The sequence below is a fragment of the Mesorhizobium sp. M7D.F.Ca.US.005.01.1.1 genome (genome assembly GCF_003952545.1).
Taxonomy (GTDB): domain Bacteria; phylum Pseudomonadota; class Alphaproteobacteria; order Rhizobiales; family Rhizobiaceae; genus Mesorhizobium; species Mesorhizobium loti.
The window spans coordinates 2,150,981-2,166,727 of the sequence record NZ_CP034453.1 but is presented as its reverse complement, the minus strand read 5'-3'; the positions used below and the strand labels follow the sequence as shown (position 1 = coordinate 2,166,727).

Annotated in this window: 17 protein-coding genes and 1 pseudogene; 5 read left to right on the top strand and 13 right to left on the bottom strand. The window is 57.7% G+C overall.

Going from position 1 to position 15,747, the window contains the following annotated elements; translation table 11 throughout:
• Nucleotide 1: 1 nt before the first annotated feature.
• From asnB to EJ076_RS10395, 8 genes are all read right to left on the bottom strand, one after another.
• A complete protein-coding gene (gene asnB, locus EJ076_RS10425; RefSeq protein ID WP_109670895.1) occupies nucleotides 2-1,999 on the bottom strand; it encodes an asparagine synthase (glutamine-hydrolyzing) in 1,998 nt (665 codons plus the stop codon).
• Nucleotide 2,000: 1 nt separating this feature from the next.
• On the bottom strand, nucleotides 2,001-2,177 hold the full coding sequence (locus tag EJ076_RS35150; RefSeq protein WP_164548599.1) for a hypothetical protein: 177 nt from the start codon (nucleotides 2,175-2,177) through the stop codon (nucleotides 2,001-2,003).
• Nucleotides 2,174-3,394 carry a glycosyltransferase gene (locus EJ076_RS10420; protein WP_109671178.1) on the bottom strand — a complete coding sequence of 407 codons (1,221 nt, stop codon included), beginning with the start codon at nucleotides 3,392-3,394 and terminating at the stop codon, nucleotides 2,174-2,176. The genes EJ076_RS35150 and EJ076_RS10420 overlap by 4 nt, the downstream gene beginning before the upstream one ends.
• A gap of 325 nt (nucleotides 3,395-3,719) precedes the next feature.
• Nucleotides 3,720-3,959, bottom strand: coding sequence for a Trm112 family protein (locus EJ076_RS10415; RefSeq protein WP_109670897.1), 240 nt, complete (start codon nucleotides 3,957-3,959; stop codon nucleotides 3,720-3,722).
• A gap of 110 nt (nucleotides 3,960-4,069) precedes the next feature.
• The gene (locus tag EJ076_RS10410; RefSeq protein WP_109670899.1) at nucleotides 4,070-5,377 is read right to left on the bottom strand and encodes an O-antigen ligase family protein; all 1,308 of its coding nucleotides are present in this window, start codon (nucleotides 5,375-5,377) and stop codon (nucleotides 4,070-4,072) included.
• A 96-nt stretch (nucleotides 5,378-5,473) separates the two neighbouring features.
• Nucleotides 5,474-6,229 (bottom strand): AAA family ATPase, encoded by a 756-nt coding sequence (locus tag EJ076_RS10405; RefSeq protein ID WP_109670901.1) that lies wholly within the window; start codon nucleotides 6,227-6,229, stop codon nucleotides 5,474-5,476.
• Between the two features lie 40 nt (nucleotides 6,230-6,269).
• Complete coding sequence (locus EJ076_RS10400; RefSeq protein ID WP_109670904.1) at nucleotides 6,270-7,052, bottom strand: FkbM family methyltransferase; 783 nt, start codon at nucleotides 7,050-7,052, stop codon at nucleotides 6,270-6,272.
• A gap of 25 nt (nucleotides 7,053-7,077) precedes the next feature.
• The gene (locus EJ076_RS10395; protein ID WP_164548598.1) at nucleotides 7,078-8,592 is read right to left on the bottom strand and encodes a polysaccharide biosynthesis C-terminal domain-containing protein; all 1,515 of its coding nucleotides are present in this window, start codon (nucleotides 8,590-8,592) and stop codon (nucleotides 7,078-7,080) included.
• 283 nt (nucleotides 8,593-8,875) lie between these two features.
• Here EJ076_RS10395 and EJ076_RS10390 point away from each other — a divergent pair, with 283 nt between their 5' ends.
• Both EJ076_RS10390 and EJ076_RS10385 read left to right on the top strand, forming a co-directional pair.
• Entirely contained in the window at nucleotides 8,876-9,628 is a 753-nt protein-coding gene (locus EJ076_RS10390) for a class I SAM-dependent methyltransferase (RefSeq protein WP_109670908.1), read from the top strand.
• A 352-nt stretch (nucleotides 9,629-9,980) separates the two neighbouring features.
• Entirely contained in the window at nucleotides 9,981-11,498 is a 1,518-nt protein-coding gene (locus EJ076_RS10385; RefSeq protein ID WP_109671179.1) for a calcium-binding protein, read from the top strand.
• 198 nt (nucleotides 11,499-11,696) lie between these two features.
• Here the strand turns inward: EJ076_RS10385 and EJ076_RS35730 are convergent, their stop codons facing one another.
• Nucleotides 11,697-11,876 carry a cbb3-type cytochrome c oxidase subunit I gene (locus tag EJ076_RS35730; RefSeq protein WP_245462998.1) on the bottom strand — a complete coding sequence of 60 codons (180 nt, stop codon included), beginning with the start codon at nucleotides 11,874-11,876 and terminating at the stop codon, nucleotides 11,697-11,699.
• Between the two features lie 19 nt (nucleotides 11,877-11,895).
• On the bottom strand, nucleotides 11,896-12,267 hold the full coding sequence (locus EJ076_RS35725; RefSeq protein ID WP_245462997.1) for a hypothetical protein: 372 nt from the start codon (nucleotides 12,265-12,267) through the stop codon (nucleotides 11,896-11,898).
• A gap of 148 nt (nucleotides 12,268-12,415) precedes the next feature.
• Between EJ076_RS35725 and EJ076_RS10375 the strand changes: the two genes are divergently transcribed.
• Nucleotides 12,416-12,649, top strand: coding sequence for an FAD-dependent monooxygenase (locus tag EJ076_RS10375; RefSeq protein ID WP_164548597.1), 234 nt, complete (start codon nucleotides 12,416-12,418; stop codon nucleotides 12,647-12,649).
• 38 nt (nucleotides 12,650-12,687) lie between these two features.
• Here the strand turns inward: EJ076_RS10375 and EJ076_RS10370 are convergent, their stop codons facing one another.
• Nucleotides 12,688-12,924 carry a hypothetical protein gene (locus tag EJ076_RS10370; protein ID WP_109670915.1) on the bottom strand — a complete coding sequence of 79 codons (237 nt, stop codon included), beginning with the start codon at nucleotides 12,922-12,924 and terminating at the stop codon, nucleotides 12,688-12,690.
• Nucleotides 12,925-13,106: 182 nt separating this feature from the next.
• On the opposite strand from EJ076_RS10370, the gene EJ076_RS10365 reads away from it, so the two are divergent.
• Nucleotides 13,107-13,826, top strand: a complete 720-nt coding sequence (locus tag EJ076_RS10365) for a Crp/Fnr family transcriptional regulator (RefSeq protein WP_109670917.1) — start codon at nucleotides 13,107-13,109, stop codon at nucleotides 13,824-13,826.
• Between the two features lie 116 nt (nucleotides 13,827-13,942).
• Here EJ076_RS10365 and EJ076_RS10360 read toward each other — a convergent pair whose 3' ends face one another.
• The gene (locus tag EJ076_RS10360) at nucleotides 13,943-14,161 is read right to left on the bottom strand and encodes a hypothetical protein (protein ID WP_109670919.1); all 219 of its coding nucleotides are present in this window, start codon (nucleotides 14,159-14,161) and stop codon (nucleotides 13,943-13,945) included.
• Nucleotides 14,162-14,638: 477 nt separating this feature from the next.
• Between EJ076_RS10360 and EJ076_RS35720 the strand changes: the two are divergent.
• Nucleotides 14,639-14,788 (top strand): annotated as a pseudogene (locus EJ076_RS35720) (DUF1236 domain-containing protein); the annotation flags it as partial.
• Nucleotides 14,789-15,010: 222 nt separating this feature from the next.
• On the opposite strand, the gene EJ076_RS10350 reads toward EJ076_RS35720, so the two are convergent.
• Entirely contained in the window at nucleotides 15,011-15,628 is a 618-nt protein-coding gene (locus tag EJ076_RS10350; protein WP_109670922.1) for an NAD(P)H-dependent oxidoreductase, read from the bottom strand.
• Nucleotides 15,629-15,747: the final 119 nt, after the last annotated feature.

Here is a 15,747-nt window from a genome sequence, read left to right as displayed (position 1 = left end):
GTCATGCCCCTGGGATTTCGATCTCGTGAGAAAGACAGGTTGCCGGATTCGATGGCCGCATGGCCTCGTTATGCCAGGCCTGGAACATCAGCACCGGCCACAAATCGCGAGCATGATCCCGTTCGCCATTGGTGTGAGCATGCCAGCAAGCATCGACCTTTACGGAGTCGAGCATCCCGTCGCCCGACAGACGTATTCCTGCAATGAGGTCCGCTGCCCAAGCGCGCAGAGGCCCCCTGAGCCAGGCTCCGATCGGAACATCGAAACCTTGTTTTGGCCGATCGATCAACCGTTGCGGCAAATAGCGGCCCAGCAACTGACGAAGAATCCACTTGCCCTTGCCATTTTGAACCTTCAAGTGGTTCGGCAGTCGCCAGGAAAATTCGACGACGCGATGGTCGAGAATTGGACATCGACCTTCGAGACTACTGGCCATGGTCGCGCGATCGAGCTTCACCAATATATCGCCCGGCAGGTAACCGGTCATGTCGTCGAACAGGAGACGGGACAACATGTCGTCGAGTTGCGGCAAGCCGGAGCGCGACGCCGGTGGCTGATGATGAAGCAGGTTCTGGGACGAAGTCCCGGTTAGACGCCGAAGCAGATCATCCTCACCTGTCGCCTCGAGCAGGTGGCTAAGGCGATTCAAGCGGTCGCTTCGCAACGCGTGCCGTGCATTTTCCGATAACGGCAACCTGCCGGCGAAATCGTGCAGCGAGGCTCGAGCCAGGAAACCGATCCCCGCCGTCACCATCCGACGAAATGGTGCTGGAAGCCCTTGCAGCTTTCTCAGGCGGGCTGCCATGAAGTGCCGGGAGTAGCCAGCGAAGCATTCGTCCCCGCCGTCACCCGACAGCGCTACCGTAACGTGCCGGCGGGCGAGCCGCGCCACCAGAAGCGTCGGAATCTGCGATTCATCGGCGAACGGCTCGTCCCACACGCGCGGCAGCTCCGGAATGACGTCGCGCGCTTCGGCTGGTGAAAGGTTAAGCTCGGTGTGGTCGGTGCCCAGAAGCCGTGCAACCGCAGCGGCATGAGGCGCTTCGTCGAAGCCTGCCTCGCTGAACGCGATGGTGAAGGTGCGCACGGGCCTGCTGGACTGCGCCTGCATCAGCGCGACGACGGTCGAGCTGTCTATTCCACCCGACAGAAAGGCGCCAAGGGGCACGTCCGCGACCATTCGTTCGCGCACGGAAAGGCGAAGCAGACTGTCAAGCTCGCTCGTGAGTTCCTCGTCGCTGCCGGCGATCGGCTCCCGCCGCGCCTTGCAGGCCACGTCGGCCAGCGACCACCAGTATCGAGTGCGATGGGCAAGCGCACAAGCGCCGCGGGCATTGGCGAAATCCGCTGCCGTCACGGACAGGACCGAACCGGGCGGCAGCTTGAACACACCCTGCCAGATGCAATGGTCATCTGGCACCCACCCTTTTGAAAGCATTATCGCCGCCGCATCGACATTGAGTTCCGGGTTGAACCCCGGGAAACAGTTGATTGCCTTCAGCTCCGAAGCGAAGAGCAGCGCTTCTTGTGTCGAGGCGATATAGAGCGGCTTTTTGCCCATTCGGTCGCGGGCGAGATGGAGTATCCGTTCCTTCAGATCCCAAAGTCCGAAAGCGAACATGCCGGCGAAGCGCGTGAGTGCCGCCTCGAGACCCCAGCTCTCGATCGCGCACAGCATGACTTCCGTGTCACCGGTTCCGCGGAAGCAGTGGCCTGCGCCTTCCAATTCGCGGCGCAGATCTTGGAAATTATAGATCTCGCCATTGAAGGTGATGACATAGCGGCCGCTCGCCGATTGCATGGGCTGGCGGCCGGCCTCGGTCAGATCGACGATGGCCAGGCGCCGGTGACCAAAAGCAATACCGGCTTCACGGTTCGTCCATACCGCCTGGCCATCCGGCCCACGGTGCCGAAGAGCGGAGGTCATCTGTCCTATTGCCCTGAGCGACCCCGCATCGGCGGTGTTTGGGGCCAGGAGAATTCCAGTGATCCCACACATGCTAGCCCCCTCGCTGGCGGACGGTCGTCGCAATCGTCCTGATTGGAATTTGCGTGATCAATAGAACGAGCCGGCGCGTCAGAAACAATTCGGTGTGGCCTGTTGGCAATCCCGCAGCGGCGGGCTGCGTCGCATGGGACATCGCGGCGGCGAGCGCCAATATTGCGTCGCGGATCATTGCCGCGCCTCATCCAACCGTCGGCTTGCTTCCTGCGTCATCGAGATGGCGGGGGGCGAATGTGAAGGCTTACCAGGCGTTCGGCCATCAAGAACACTTTCGTACAGATCACAATACTGGTCGACGACACGGGACAGCGCAAATTGCTCCCTAACAAATCCGATCGAGCGCCCTCCCATGAGCTTCGCGTGCGCGCGATCAGACAGAACTTCAATTATTCTGGATGAGAGGGCTGCCACATCGCGGGGTGGGACGAGATAGCCGTTCCACCCGTCTTCGACCACGTCGTTGCAGCCGGGCATCCTTGAGGCCACGATCGGCAATCCAGCCAAGCCAGCCTCCAGAAGGACGCGCGGGACGCCCTCGCGATACTGGGTGGGAAAGGCGAATAAGTCAGCCATGCCAAGAAGTGCTGGAACATCCCGCCTCGGTCCAAGGGCGATTGCATAAGGTGCGTATCGGTCAATATCCGCTTTGGTGACGGCAAACGGGCCCTCGGATTGCCACGGGCCGACAAGCACAAAACGTGCGTTTGGCCTCTCGCGCAGGACGCGGGGCACCGCTTCAAGGAGAGTCGGGATTCCCTTCTGGCGGGTCAGTCTACCGACAAAGATCACAATTTCCGCAGACTGGAGCCCAAGTTCTTCGCGCATCGCCGTCGCCGAAGGACCGCGATCCCGCGCATTGGCAAACGCATCCGCGTCGATTCCAGAACTGTGGACCAGTCGCCCCTTGCCGCGTCCGACGAGCCGGTAGCGTGCGAAGAAAGCCTGGTCGTCCCGATTTTGGAACACGGTCGCGGCTGTCCAGATGGAGGCCAGTCCCTGCAGACAGCAAAAAATCGGACGCAGGGCCAACGCCCTCGGCTCCAGCGAGGAGAATGTCCAGCCAAGTCCATTGATGGTGCGGATGACCGGAAGCTGCCCTCGTACCGCAATGGGTGTCAGAAGATTCGGCTTGGTATCGAAACTCTGGACGATGTCCGGCCGGATTTCCAACAGCAATTTGCGTACCGCGCGCAAGGTGCCCCACTCTGCGCTGCCGCTGGCAAAGCGGTCGAAACTCAATTGGTGATGTGCAATGCCGTGAGGCGCAAATGCGGCACCATCACTGCTCGAAACCGCGGTGACCCGAAAGCCTCTTTCGCGCAGGGACAGCAGGAAGGGAATTCTCAGGAGGTGATCCTCACCTCCCACGCAAACCAGATGCGGGCTCATACCACCCTCCCCGAACATGCACGGCAGCTCCGTCGCGCAATGTTGCTGGCTTCCGGGTCTTCTTTCATGGGCCCGCTTCATCTCCTCTGCGCTCATGACGCGAAGCCAACGCTAGGAGGAGCCCTGCCCACTGTCCTCGTCTGTTCGAATGAAGCAAATCGTGTTCTGGCAACAAGCCGCCGCGGCGAACAAGGTCAGATGGCTACGCACTGTGTCAACGTGGTCCGTACTGCCGGGATGATGGCCAAGCACGGAGAGGTCCGTCGACAAAGGGGGCGATATCCTGCGGCACACCTTCCTTCATGTGCCTGCGTCGGAATGCGGCCTAGAGTTTTCGGCTTGGGGCACTGGATTTGACAACTGCGGAGGTGATCGCTCGTGCCTCCGACGCCAGCATGATCGGAATGCCATCGCGTATCGGGTAGGCAAGTCCGGCGGCTTTCGATACGAGTTCCTTATCATCTGCATCCCAGGCAAGTAAGCTCCTGGTCATTGGGCATACCAGCCAGTCCAACAGCCTGGGATTGAACGAAGTATCCTCTTTCTCCCGTCTATCGGCATCCATCTGCTATTCCTTTCCTGGCCAAGGTAAGAATGCGGGTCGCGTTGAAACGGTTTCATGCGACGCGCTTTAGGTATCTGTTTTCATGGCATGTCGTTTTCCAAAAACTGAGGTCACTCTTGGGCGACATGCAAGATGCGAGCGCGCTTGCCGACATACAAGCCGTCTCGCGAGATTCGCGCTGCGGCTGTAATCCGTGGACTCCCCGCAAACAGGCAAATCATGAGTGCAAACCACATGATCGGATGGCGTATGATCAAGTGCGGTATGCTGAAGATGATGATCGAACCCAAAAGGGCTAGCAGGGCGTCAAATTTCGCGCGCCAAGCGGATATGGCGGAAGAAACGACGATCCACATCAACGCCAGGACTGCAATGAACCCACCTTGACTGTACAGATCAAGAAATGTGCTGTGCGCCTCGAATGGGTGTGGCAGAAATTGCTGGTTGCTGACAGGGGGGCGTTCCATGTGCGGACCAGGGCCCAGCCCCAGCGATCCCGATCGAAGGCCCTTGTCCACTGCCTCGCTCCAGAGGTAAAGGCGAAGCGCCATAGTGTCCTCGGTTGCTTGACCGCCCTTGTCCTTCGTAAGGCTCTTGGCGAACGCTTCGGCGCTGTCGAACCCGGTGACGACATAGGGGGTCATTGCCATTGCCAGCGGCAGTAAGCCGATTATGAACAAGAGGCCGATTTGGCGGGAAAGATTTGAGTTTCCACCGCCGGTCTTGAGCCACGTCCGCGTCCGCAATCCCAGGAACATCAGACCCGTCAGGATCGTGGTGTATAAGTATGTATCGCTCTTGGTCAGCCTGCCGACATAGAACGGCAGGATCAAGCCGCAGAGCCCTAAGAACCTTCCCCAGCGGTTGGTCGCGGTCGTTGCAAGGTGCAAGGCCAGAGGTCCAAAGAGCGCGCAGTAAAGTGCAAGCTGGTTTGGATTATCTGACCAACCGCAGAAGCGATCCCAGTACCACGGATTGACACCGGACTGGCTGATCCACCCCCAGCCAAGTGCCACTTGAATGGCAAGGCCAACATTGGCGATTGCGACAACCCACCAGGCACAATCGCGAAGATGGCGAGCGGCATCGGGCTCAGCAGCGGCCAGGCAGGTGACACTGGCAAGCAAGAGATAGGCTAGCAGGTCGTGCAGTAACGGGGACAGATACAGGACGGTGGTCAGGTACCCAACGATAATGCCCAGGCCCAGAGCAAGTGCCATAAGTGCCCAAAAGCCGGCGAGCTTGGCGAAGACGGGCGAGGCTTCCATGCGGCCGCCGCCAAGGATACGTCCAATCGAGAGCAGTATCCAAAGCACGAGGAATGTTTCGCCGTAACCGGTGTGCACTATGGGTACGGTGAGTTGTGTCGCGTACGACATCACCACACCGCAGGCCAAGAGCACATTTCGGATTACCATCTGCGGCGTCCAGGCGAAGGCGAGCTAAGGTCACATGATGTCGCCACTTTCGCGCGGTTGCGCCTTTTGCAAATGAGCGGACCAATTTCTCCAATGTCAGACATGATAGTGATGCGCCGTCTGATTGAAATCCGCGTCCCTTTCAGGACCAATGACGAGGGACCTCGCCTGTGCTGCGTGAAATCTTTCGCGCACTTGCTGTGCTATAACTTCGGCAGCGGTTGCGAGGCCGCTTGGATCCAAGCTTTCGACGCAAATCGTGGGAAGTCGGTGTGATTCAAGCTGCTCGACCACGAGATTGACGTGATCAATATGATCGAGACTGCTCTGTAGATCGACTTCGAGAAGCTGTTGAATGATGCCAAGGTTACGCCGGCGTTCCCGAAGGCGCGCCTCTAGAACTTCTCTCGGCGCCTGTAATCGGATGAGCAGGTCCGGTTTAGGCGCTAAATCAAGAGCGCGCGCCAAGCTCTCACGATCGGTTATGCCGCTGAATAAAATGAGTGAGCAGACGGATTGAACCATTCCCTGATCAAAAATTGAAATAACGTCATCGGACGCCTGAGCTATACTCCAAGCCCGGATAAGAACTTCTAGATGCCACTTCAGACGAATGGCCCACAGTTCGTTCCTAGGCGGAAACATTTCAAGCATCTCCGCAGCCGGAGATCGCTGTCCTGTCCACCTCAAATACAAACTCGAAAATGACTTTAAGGCGGCTCTTTTGAGCGGATGCCGGCGATCCCCGATTTGTAATACGACGGTGTATCCCTGAATTTTCAGAAGGCGCATCAACTCAGACGCCAAGGTCGTCTTGCCGGCAGCAGAAGGCCCGAATAACTCTAGGATCATTGTTCAACCCAAACCAAGAGATAGCCCTTCACCAGGGATATTATATCCATCTTCTGAAGCGAGTGCCTGCATCCGAGAAAGCATGTACTATTTCGCGCTCGACGACTTGTTTTCGTCTTTTCTCGGAACCCCGCACATACAGAGAATGAAACTCTACATATGCCGCGAAGATATCACGATGTGTGCCGGAGCTGAGAACGTCGTCGAGTATGTCATACTCAGCGCCTTCAACATCGAGCTTTAGAATGACAATGTCGTATAGATCACGCTTTGCTCGAATCATCTGCGACAGTGAAAACGTTTCGACAAGATCCGGTGCAAACCTCTCTGACTGATACAGACTTCCATTGTGGTCCGCGACAATCGAGCAACCTTCGTGAGTGGGCTCCGCCCGGTCCGCGGGGGGGCCAAATAGTTCGACTTGACCGTCCCTGACGCTGGCCGCCTTGCCGATGATCTCAATATTTATTTCCCCAGTGCACAAAGCGCAAAGATACGAAAAGCAATTTTTGTTGGGTTCGATCAGGACGTAGTCATAGTGGTCTGGCGTAAAGTACTGAGAAAAGAACTTATAACCTTGGCCAATGTTCGAGCCGCAATCGATAAACAAGCCGCGGCTTCGCTTTGCCACCTTTAGTCTAGTCAATGCTTGCCGTGCATCGGCCGCAACACGACGACGAAGCCATTGAAACCTAAGCGGTTCGCTTAGCGACAAGGCCGAGAGTTGAAGGAATCGTCCAAGCCCATCAGTTCGCAAAACGTCCACTGATTGCCGCGTCTTTCCGATGAACTTTGTCGTCAATCCCTCTGCGGCCATGAGCATCCATCGACTCCATTTTATTGGTTTGCTAGCGCAACTGACCCGCCATCACGGCTTCACGCACATGTCTGATCGCCCAGATTAATCCGGGATGAATCCCTAACCGGGAGCGGATGTAGATCGCTTGACAAACGCTCAGGAAAACCGCCGTCGCGCTGGTGACGATGGCTGCCCCAACAGCTCCATTCAACGCGATACCTACGATGCAACCAAGGACATTAACGAGTGCCGCGACAGACATCAGTATAGCCGCGGCGCGCTCGTGGCCTGTCATCGTCAAGAGTTGCTGCTGCGGCCCTACTGCCGCCGCGAATAGCTGTCCCACTATCAGAATCCGAGCTATCAGCGCGCCGGAGGTGAATTCACCTCCAAACGCACGCAACACCGGTTCGGTAAGCACGAGCAGTGGAAGCGCCAGCGCCACGCCGCCCGCAAAGGACAATATTGTGGCTCTTGCGAATAGTGCTTGGAGTCCCGTCAAATCCTTACGCGCGAACAGGCGCGAGATAGCCGGGGCGAAAGCGGTGCTCACCGCAACACGTGGTAGAGTGAGAAGCAACGAGATGTTCGATCCGACCCCGAATATCCCGGCCCCCTTTATGAAGCCGATTTTTCCGAGCAGCACCACAGCCGTCCGGTTCATCAGAACGTCCACGAATGTCATGATCATGATGGGAAGAAGCGAAGGCCACCAATCCTTGAAGGCATAGGTCGGCGGCGCGGCACTTAGGCCAGCGGGCCACAGGCGCCAGACGCTGACACCCGTTATGAAGGCTGCGGTGGCTGAACTGATCAGCAGCATCCACATCACCGCCGTCGCGTCCAACCGCCACGGCGTGAAATAAGCTGCGAGGCCGAGCAGGGCGAGCATAAGTCCGTCACGGACAATTCGCTCGGGCAGGAGTGCGGAAATAACACCCCCAAAGGCGCGCACGACGCCTGCGCCGGTGAGATAGATTGTGATTAGCGGAAGCGTCGCCAAGCCGATTAACACACTGATGGCAAGCTCCGGTTCCAGATGGTGAGGCCACTCCACCACGATCAGCGCGCCAACCGCCGCGATCAGAATTGCCAATATGATGCAGGCTTTGGATCCAAAACGGATGAACCCGAGGGCCATCGGAAATTGGTTTGTTGCCTCATATGCTGGCACGAACCGCAATACGGCCACGTGAAAACCGAGAGTCGAGCCATAAGACAAAAGCGTGATCCAGGCGAACACGTAGGTGTAGGTTCCAAAGCTCGCCGCGCCCACCAGACGGGCGATCGCGATCTGGGTTACGAAGGTCAACCCGGCACCCGCCGCGTAAATAAACAAGGCCCAAACGCTTGCGTGAGACAGGCGTCGGGTTAAACCATGACTGCCGGTCCCTTCTTTGGCAGTCAGCTGCTGGCCAGGTGGCTCGAAACCCCTCTTGCAGCTATCGCGTTTTAGCTCAAAGTCGTCAGTCGCCAAATCATCGAAAACGGACGTTGCCGCGATTGCGTGCTGGCGTTCCAACTGCATCGTTTCCTTCACCGATTTTCTGGATTCCTCCTCCATCCGCTTTTCCGTTCCTCCCACTTCCCGACAAAGGTCGATCGGGAATTTCCCGCGGTGCATCCGTGAGGCAAGCACGGTAACGTCAACTCCGGGCAAGTCTTCATCCGTTCGATGGATGCAAAACATTGCGCGTTCTGGAAGCCTCGCTTCCGCAACGTACGCCTTCGGGTTGCTGACTTCCGAGCCGCGCCCAATCGCGCGCATCGCGAGCCAACGGTAGTTTGAACCTTGGCAAAGCGGTTACGAACACCGGACAAGAGAAGACAAAAGCGAAAGTGAGCCGATGATCGAGGATTTGAAGATGGCTCGCGCCGTATCGAACGCACCCATCACTGAACCTGTCAATTACGACGACGAGGTCGCGAGCTATGAGCTTGCAACCAAACAGAAGTACCAAGATCCAAGCATTGCGAGTTGGTACCTGAAGGGGTATGAGGGCCGTTTGAAGCTCTCCAGCTTGGCATCGTACATCATCGCCCGAAGAGAGCAGCGCTGCATCGGCAAGGCGCTGGAGAGATGCAGCCCGCGTCCGTCTCGACTGCTGGATGTCCCTTGTGGAACCGGGAAGCTGGCTCAGGTGCTGAGCCAGCAAGGTCGCGAGGTGCTCGCCGCGGACATCTCAATGGAAATGATGGTTTTGGCAAAGACCTCGTACGAAGGTCAGCCGGGTTTTCGAGGATTCATCCGGTGCGATGTGACAAAGCTTCCGTTCGCCGACGAGAGCTTTGACACGGTAGTCTGTCTCCGGCTCATCCATCTTATTCCGCCCCATCTCAGACGAGACATTATCAATGAACTGGCGCGCATTTCCAGCTATCGGCTAATCGTATCCTACGGTCTGACAACTCGTTTCCAGCGAATACGTCTGAAGCTGCGAAAGATGATTACCGGAGGAATTTCCGCACCCCATCCCGTGAGACTTGACGTTGCGCGACAGGATTTCGAAGAAGTCGGGCTCGCCCTGACGGACTCCTTCAGCGTTCTCCCACTGCTATCCTGCGAACGGCTGTTCGTCCTTGAGAAGGTAAAGGCTTGACGTGCCGGTTTGAAGGCCTTTCGATAGCGCACCGCCATCACGGGACCAGGCCGCCGATAGTTGTTAAAGACTGATACACACCGCTTCGCCTAATGCGCCGGTGGTCCGAAGCCGAGCACCCAGGCCGTTCTCACGATATTGATCGAACCTCAACAACTGCAGACCGCACTCCGTGGCATAGGCCAAGCCTAGCACAATCCACAGAATGGCTGAATAGAGGGGGGCCGCCAGCGCATTCCTTCCCATTGATCAACGAATCTCTCAATGGGTGCATGTATGTGATTTGGCGCTAATGTATCCCTCGACTACGACGACGCAGGGGGCGGGCGCCGAATCACTTGAAGGAAAGCGCATGACAACTCTCCACTACACGTCAGGCGGATCGGGCGCCGACATCGCAACGGCCGGATTCAATCTGGCTGACGTTTCATCCGTTGACCAGCTCAACGCACTGCCGTCCGGCATGAAAGGCTTGGTCTGGCTCAACGAGGTCAACGGGGCATCCTCGTCTTTTATCCAGAAAGTCACACCCTTCATCGGCAATTCGAAGGTATTTGGCTTCTTCCTTGTTGACGAGCCAGACCCGACCGGCAAGTGGGGTACTTACGCCAGCGCCGCCAATCTGATGGCAGAATCCGACTGGATTCATTCACATTTGCCAGGCGCCAAGACCTATATCACGATGATGAGCTTGGGGACGTCGGCGAACCCGGATTTTTCGAATACCTACAATCCCGCCAACACGCATATCGACTACTACGGGGTGGATGCCTATCCTGTGCGAACGGGTGGCGTGGTCGACTACAACATGATCGACCGATACGTCGCTGCCGCCAAGGCAGCGGGCATCCCGGTGAGCCAGATGATTCCAGGCTACCAGGCGTTTGGCGGCGGCAACTATAAAACCGACACGGGTGGCCAATATGTCGTGCCCACCGCAGCTCAAGAACAGACCATGATGGACCACTTTGCCAAGCTGGTTCCGTCACCCGCCTTCGACTACGCGTATGCTTGGGGCTCCCAGCAAGGCGATACGGCTCTTGGAGACTCGGCGGCATTAAAGGCTTTTTTCTTGCAACATAACCAAAGCGGCGCAAGCATCCCTGCGACCAGCAATGCTATGCCGTCCAGCACAGTGCCTCCGGCCAGCACGCTACCGCCGGCCAACTCTTTGCCCCCAACCAGCACCCTGCCGTCGACCGGCACAGTGCCGTCGACCAGCGATCATGTTTTCCACGGCACCGGCCGTGCCGATGTACTTCACGGCACAACGGGCGCCGACACGATGATCGGCCGTGGCTACAACGACACCTATTATGTGAACAACACCGGCGACAAGGTGGTGGAACTGCAGGGCAGTGGCAACGATACCGTGCGGGCATCGGTGAGCTATGCGCTTTCGGCCGGCTCGGAGATCGAGCATCTCGCGACCACGAGCCGGTCCGGCACCACCGCCATTAATCTCACGGGAAATGAATTCTCTCAAACCATCGAGGGCAATGCTGGCAACAATGTCATCAAAGGCGGGGGCGGGCGAGATGTCCTGACCGGAAATGGGGGCAAGGATGTCTTCATCTTCCATTCTGCCCTCAAGGCCGGCAACGTCGACAAGATTACCGACTTCGATGTGACCCAGGACAAGATCCACCTCGACCATACCGTGTTTGCAGGGCTTCACGTCGGCACGCTTCCCTCCGCAGCGTTCCACACCGGAAGGAGTGCACATGCTACCACCGACCACATTGTCTACAACAGTTTGACCGGCGCACTCTCCTTCGACAGCGACGGCTCGCACGGCGCACATCAGATTCAGTTCGCCACTCTTTCTCCGCACTTGTCATTGTCGGCGTCTTCCTTCATCGTAACGTAAGCTTGCGAAAACGTCCGGGCCTCATCAAAGGCCCGACGGTATCATTCGATGACCATTGGTCACCGAAACCCGAATATGTTTATCTAGACCTTGGAACCAGACCATCGAGTTTGGCGTCAAACACCGGGTTCGACAACGAAGGCCACAGCATCAAGCTGTGCTTGAACTATAAATTCGGATTGGTCACATGGCCTGCCTTCAAGAACAGTGAGGTCTGCATCCCTGGCGCAGCGTCAGGCTCCAGTTGAACACCTTGATCGCCGAGGGAATGGCGTCGCAGAACGACAGGAACGAGAACAGCAGGCCGGCATTGGCTTGACTGCCGGAGACGAACATGTGGTGGCCCCCTACCAGGAGGCCGAACACGGCGATTGCCATTGAGGACAGGGCGACGGCCTTATAGCCGAACAGCGGCCGCCGGCTGAAACAGGGCAACCTCGGAGACCACTCCCATGCCGGGCAGGATCATGAGGTAGATGGCAGGCAGTACGTCGTCATAGCTCCCGGCGGCCATCATTTCATGGAGACGAAAGTTGGCGATGATGTCATCGCTTACGCGCTGCCAAAAAGCTGATGTCCAATGGCGCGATCCCTCCATCCTGATTGTCGGAGCCGGCCCGACAGGCCTGAAATGGCTAGGCGCGGCGTTGTATCCCGAATCATCGACCGCAAGGACGGACCGGCACCGCTCGCCAAGGCGGTCGGCATGAGTTCGCACAGCCTCGATATTCTGGAAACCCAGCGACGTCGCCGCCCAGTTGCTGGCCAATGGCCTGAAAATCCGCGGAGCCTGTTTCACGCCAACGGCCAATCCCTCGGACGGATTGATTTCTCGGTTCTGCCTCGTCGTTACAATTTTCTGCTGTCGTTGCCGCGGGGGGACACAGAAACCGTAATGGCTGCGCGGTTGGCGGAATTTGAGATCTGCGGTCGGATGGCGCAATACGCTGATCGGCCTGCAGGAAGCCGGTGACGCTTCCGCAGCGCGGATCGACACACCCCACGGCCAAGAAAGTTTCGACTATGTCTTCGGAGCCGATGGCGCGCAAAGCGCGGTGCGCCAAGCCATGGCCGTGGAGTTCGAAGGATATACGCATCGCAGGCAATGGAGCATGGCCGATGCCGACATCGACGATGGCCATACGAACTAGCCGCCACGCATTCCTGCATCGTTGTATTGATGAGGCTGTCAGGCGGTCCAGGCGGCGTTGAGGGTGAGAGACGCCTCGAACACCCGCGTCCCACCCTTGTCACGCATTTTAAGGGTTATCTTGACGAGATCGCGATCCGGCATTTCATCGCGAGCAATGTCATGCAAGATGCGAACTGCTTCCGCTCTTGCCTGCTCTCGGGATTCGAACAGCTGGCCAACCTCGTCCGAGACCAGGCCGTCGCCGTTATAAAGATCGAAATAGTAACGTTTCATTCATGGAAGCCTCAGCGTTCTAAATACGTCGACATGCGAATGGTTCCCCCTGCGCACTAGCATTTGCACGAAAACTGGCGCAGCCTGTCAAATGGTAGCTTTTGTCATCTTCCGATGGTCTAGGGTTCGGCTTCCCGACATACAGGCGATCGGCTTCCCACTTCGATCGCCCCGAGGCCGCCATGCTGGAACCCCTTTATCTGCAACTTGGTCAGCATGACGATCTATCGAACGAAGAGAAGGCTGTGCTCGCCGAGACGGTCACCTTTGGAAGAGATTTTGAAAAGGGCCAGGACCTCGTCTCGACAGGATCGCGGCCAGCCTACAGCACGATGCTGCTCGACGGCCTGGCGGCACGCTACAAAGTGCTCGAGGATGGTGGCCGGCAGTTCACCTCCTTGCAGGTGCCTGGCGACTTCGTCGACCTCCACGCCTTCCTGCTGAAGACGATGGACCACGGCATCGTTGCGCTCTCTCCTTGCCGTGTCATGTTCGCGGACCACAGCAAATTGAGGACAATTACCGAACGGGCGCCGCACCTGACCCGCCTGTTGTGGCTCGACACACTGGTCGATGGCGCCATTCATCGCGAATGGATCGTGGCAATGGGCAGGCGCTCCAAGACTTCGCATCTCGCCCATCTCATATGCGAACTCTTCGTTCGCCTGCAGGTGGTCAAGCGCACCAGCGGCATGAGCTTCGACCTGCCCCTTTCGCAAGCGGAGATGGCCGATGTGCTGGGTCTGTCGGTTGTGCATATGAACCGGGTGATCGGATCCCTGAAAAAGACCAAGGTCATCACCTGGGTGAACCACACGGTCACCATTCTGGATTGGGATCAGCTTGCAGAGCTTGCCGAGTTCGATCCTACCTATCTAAGCATGAACAACGAACCCAGGTGAGCGACTTGCTTCAAGTCGCCGCGCTGCTTGCCTCGTCTAATGGTGCCCACTGACAGGCAACGTTGCGGGACGTATCGGCATGTCCTCCAAGCTCACCCATATGTGGAACCGGCCTGCTAAAGGCGCACAATGGCCGCAAGCTTCAAACGCCTGCGCTGGCCTTCCGCATAGGCAAGGGCGATGGACTCGAGCTCGAACTGACGGCAAACTTGTTGGTCGTCTCCGACCACGCGGACGAACCATTCGCCACACGCTTCGACGACCTCAATGCGCGGCTCTACGGCGGCGCCGCTGGGTTCAAACTTTTCGTCGTTTTCGCGTTGGGGATGGGCCACGCCTTCCTCCTGATCTGGCGAGACATCAGCGTCCCATCGAACGAAGGTCCGGTCATTTAAATTTGATGGACCTGTGGTTTGCCGAATGTGCCGTGCTCCGTCCTCATGGCGGCGACTTTTGGCAGTCCTTCGCCTTCATCCTGGAACCAACCCTTTTTGATGAAGTTCGACCCGGTGAAGGGACGACTTTCTCAGGGAGATTTTCGTATGAAACAGTTCCCGTCACCAGCATGCTGGTGATCGGGCTTGGCTGTGGAACGGCAATGGCTCAACAACAGTCGGAAAGCCAGCGGGGAGCAGATACAAACTGCGCCGCCGGAACCGCTAACCGCAAGACCGGGGCCAAGGCCGGTGAGCAGGCCCAAGGCAAGCCCGGCGCTACTACGGACCAGCAGGCCCAAGGCAAGACTCTACGCAGCATAAGACTTCGACCGCTTCGACAATGTGACGGTCGAACAGAAAACCCAAATCACCCAGATGATCAAAGAGACGAAGGTCGAGCCCGTAGCCAATGTCGATTTCGAGGTTTCCGTAGGCATCGAGGTGCCGCGTCACAAGATCAGGCTGCATCGCTTGCCGGCTCGCATCGTCAAGATTGTCCCAGCTTATGAGACATATGAGTATTTCGTGCTCGCCGACGGCCGGATCGTCATCGTTGACCCGGATACATTTAAGATCGTGCTCATTCCTAGCATGATACCCGCAGCCCGTCTTGCCCGCAGCACGACGGGCTGCGTTATTGCCATCCGGCGATCGCGGGCAATCACCGATGAAGGGACGAACCGGCGTGGCTTTCGGTTGGAGCATTCAGGCGTTTGGGATACAGAGGGCCAACACCCAGACCGACCTTCACCGCAAGACGCCAGGATAGGCTTCGCCTTTCAACAAGCCAGCGAGATGGGCAGCGTTGGAAGCAGTCATTTCGATCGCGGCGGCAACCTTTTCCGGCGTTTCAGGCAGGTCGATATAATTGACATCGCCCATGGCTTCGCCGACCCAGTAGATTCCACTGTTGGCGGGAATGGTGAAGCCGACATCGTTCAGGGCTTGAAAGCATGCAGCATGGCAGTGATGCGCCCCATCCTCATTGCCGACAATGGCCACCAGAGCAACCTTTCCGGCCGCCGGCATGCGCCCCTGGCCATCGGTTTCGTCCAAGAACGCATCCATGCGCTCCAGCACGCGCTTGGCAACGCTCGAGGGCTGACCGAGCCATATCGGCAACCCAAGCACGAAAATATCGGCTGCCAGAATCTTCCGCCTGAGTTTCGGCCAGTCGTCGCCCTTGCCCATGTCTGAAAGCACACCGGCCTTGATATCATGATCGAGCGAACGCACGATCTCGCCCTTGACCCCATGCGGTACCAGCGCTGCCAGAAGGTCGGCAAGCAGGCGGTCGGTGGAGGATTTCTCCTTGTCGCCGGAGGCCTTGAGAGAGCAATTGAGGGCGAAGGCTGTCAGCTGCATTTGAACGTCCTTGACTGTTTCGAGGGCCCCCCGATCAATCGGCATTGTTGCCTTCGCGACGGGATCACATGGCAGTCAACGCCATCTTGAAAGACTTGTTCCGGAAGAGAAAGGCAGCG

Coding starts and splice junctions, on each gene's coding strand:
- asnB (WP_109670895.1), bottom strand. CDS start 1,999: ATGTGTGGGATCACTGGAATTCTCCTGGCCCCAAACACCGCCGATGCG.
- EJ076_RS10405 (WP_109670901.1), bottom strand. CDS start 6,229: ATGATCCTAGAGTTATTCGGGCCTTCTGCTGCCGGCAAGACGACCTTG.
- EJ076_RS35730 (WP_245462998.1), bottom strand. CDS start 11,876: ATGGCAATCGCCGTGTTCGGCCTCCTGGTAGGGGGCCACCACATGTTC.
- EJ076_RS10370 (WP_109670915.1), bottom strand. CDS start 12,924: ATGAAACGTTACTATTTCGATCTTTATAACGGCGACGGCCTGGTCTCG.
- EJ076_RS10365 (WP_109670917.1), top strand. CDS start 13,107: ATGCTGGAACCCCTTTATCTGCAACTTGGTCAGCATGACGATCTATCG.
- EJ076_RS10400 (WP_109670904.1), bottom strand. CDS start 7,052: ATGCTCATGGCCGCAGAGGGATTGACGACAAAGTTCATCGGAAAGACG.
- EJ076_RS10350 (WP_109670922.1), bottom strand. CDS start 15,628: ATGCAGCTGACAGCCTTCGCCCTCAATTGCTCTCTCAAGGCCTCCGGC.
- EJ076_RS10415 (WP_109670897.1), bottom strand. CDS start 3,959: ATGGATGCCGATAGACGGGAGAAAGAGGATACTTCGTTCAATCCCAGG.
- EJ076_RS10395 (WP_164548598.1), bottom strand. CDS start 8,592: ATGGAGGAGGAATCCAGAAAATCGGTGAAGGAAACGATGCAGTTGGAA.
- EJ076_RS10390 (WP_109670908.1), top strand. CDS start 8,876: ATGATCGAGGATTTGAAGATGGCTCGCGCCGTATCGAACGCACCCATC.
- EJ076_RS10385 (WP_109671179.1), top strand. CDS start 9,981: ATGACAACTCTCCACTACACGTCAGGCGGATCGGGCGCCGACATCGCA.
- EJ076_RS10420 (WP_109671178.1), bottom strand. CDS start 3,394: ATGAGCCCGCATCTGGTTTGCGTGGGAGGTGAGGATCACCTCCTGAGA.
- EJ076_RS10410 (WP_109670899.1), bottom strand. CDS start 5,377: ATGGTAATCCGAAATGTGCTCTTGGCCTGCGGTGTGGTGATGTCGTAC.
- EJ076_RS35150 (WP_164548599.1), bottom strand. CDS start 2,177: ATGATCCGCGACGCAATATTGGCGCTCGCCGCCGCGATGTCCCATGCG.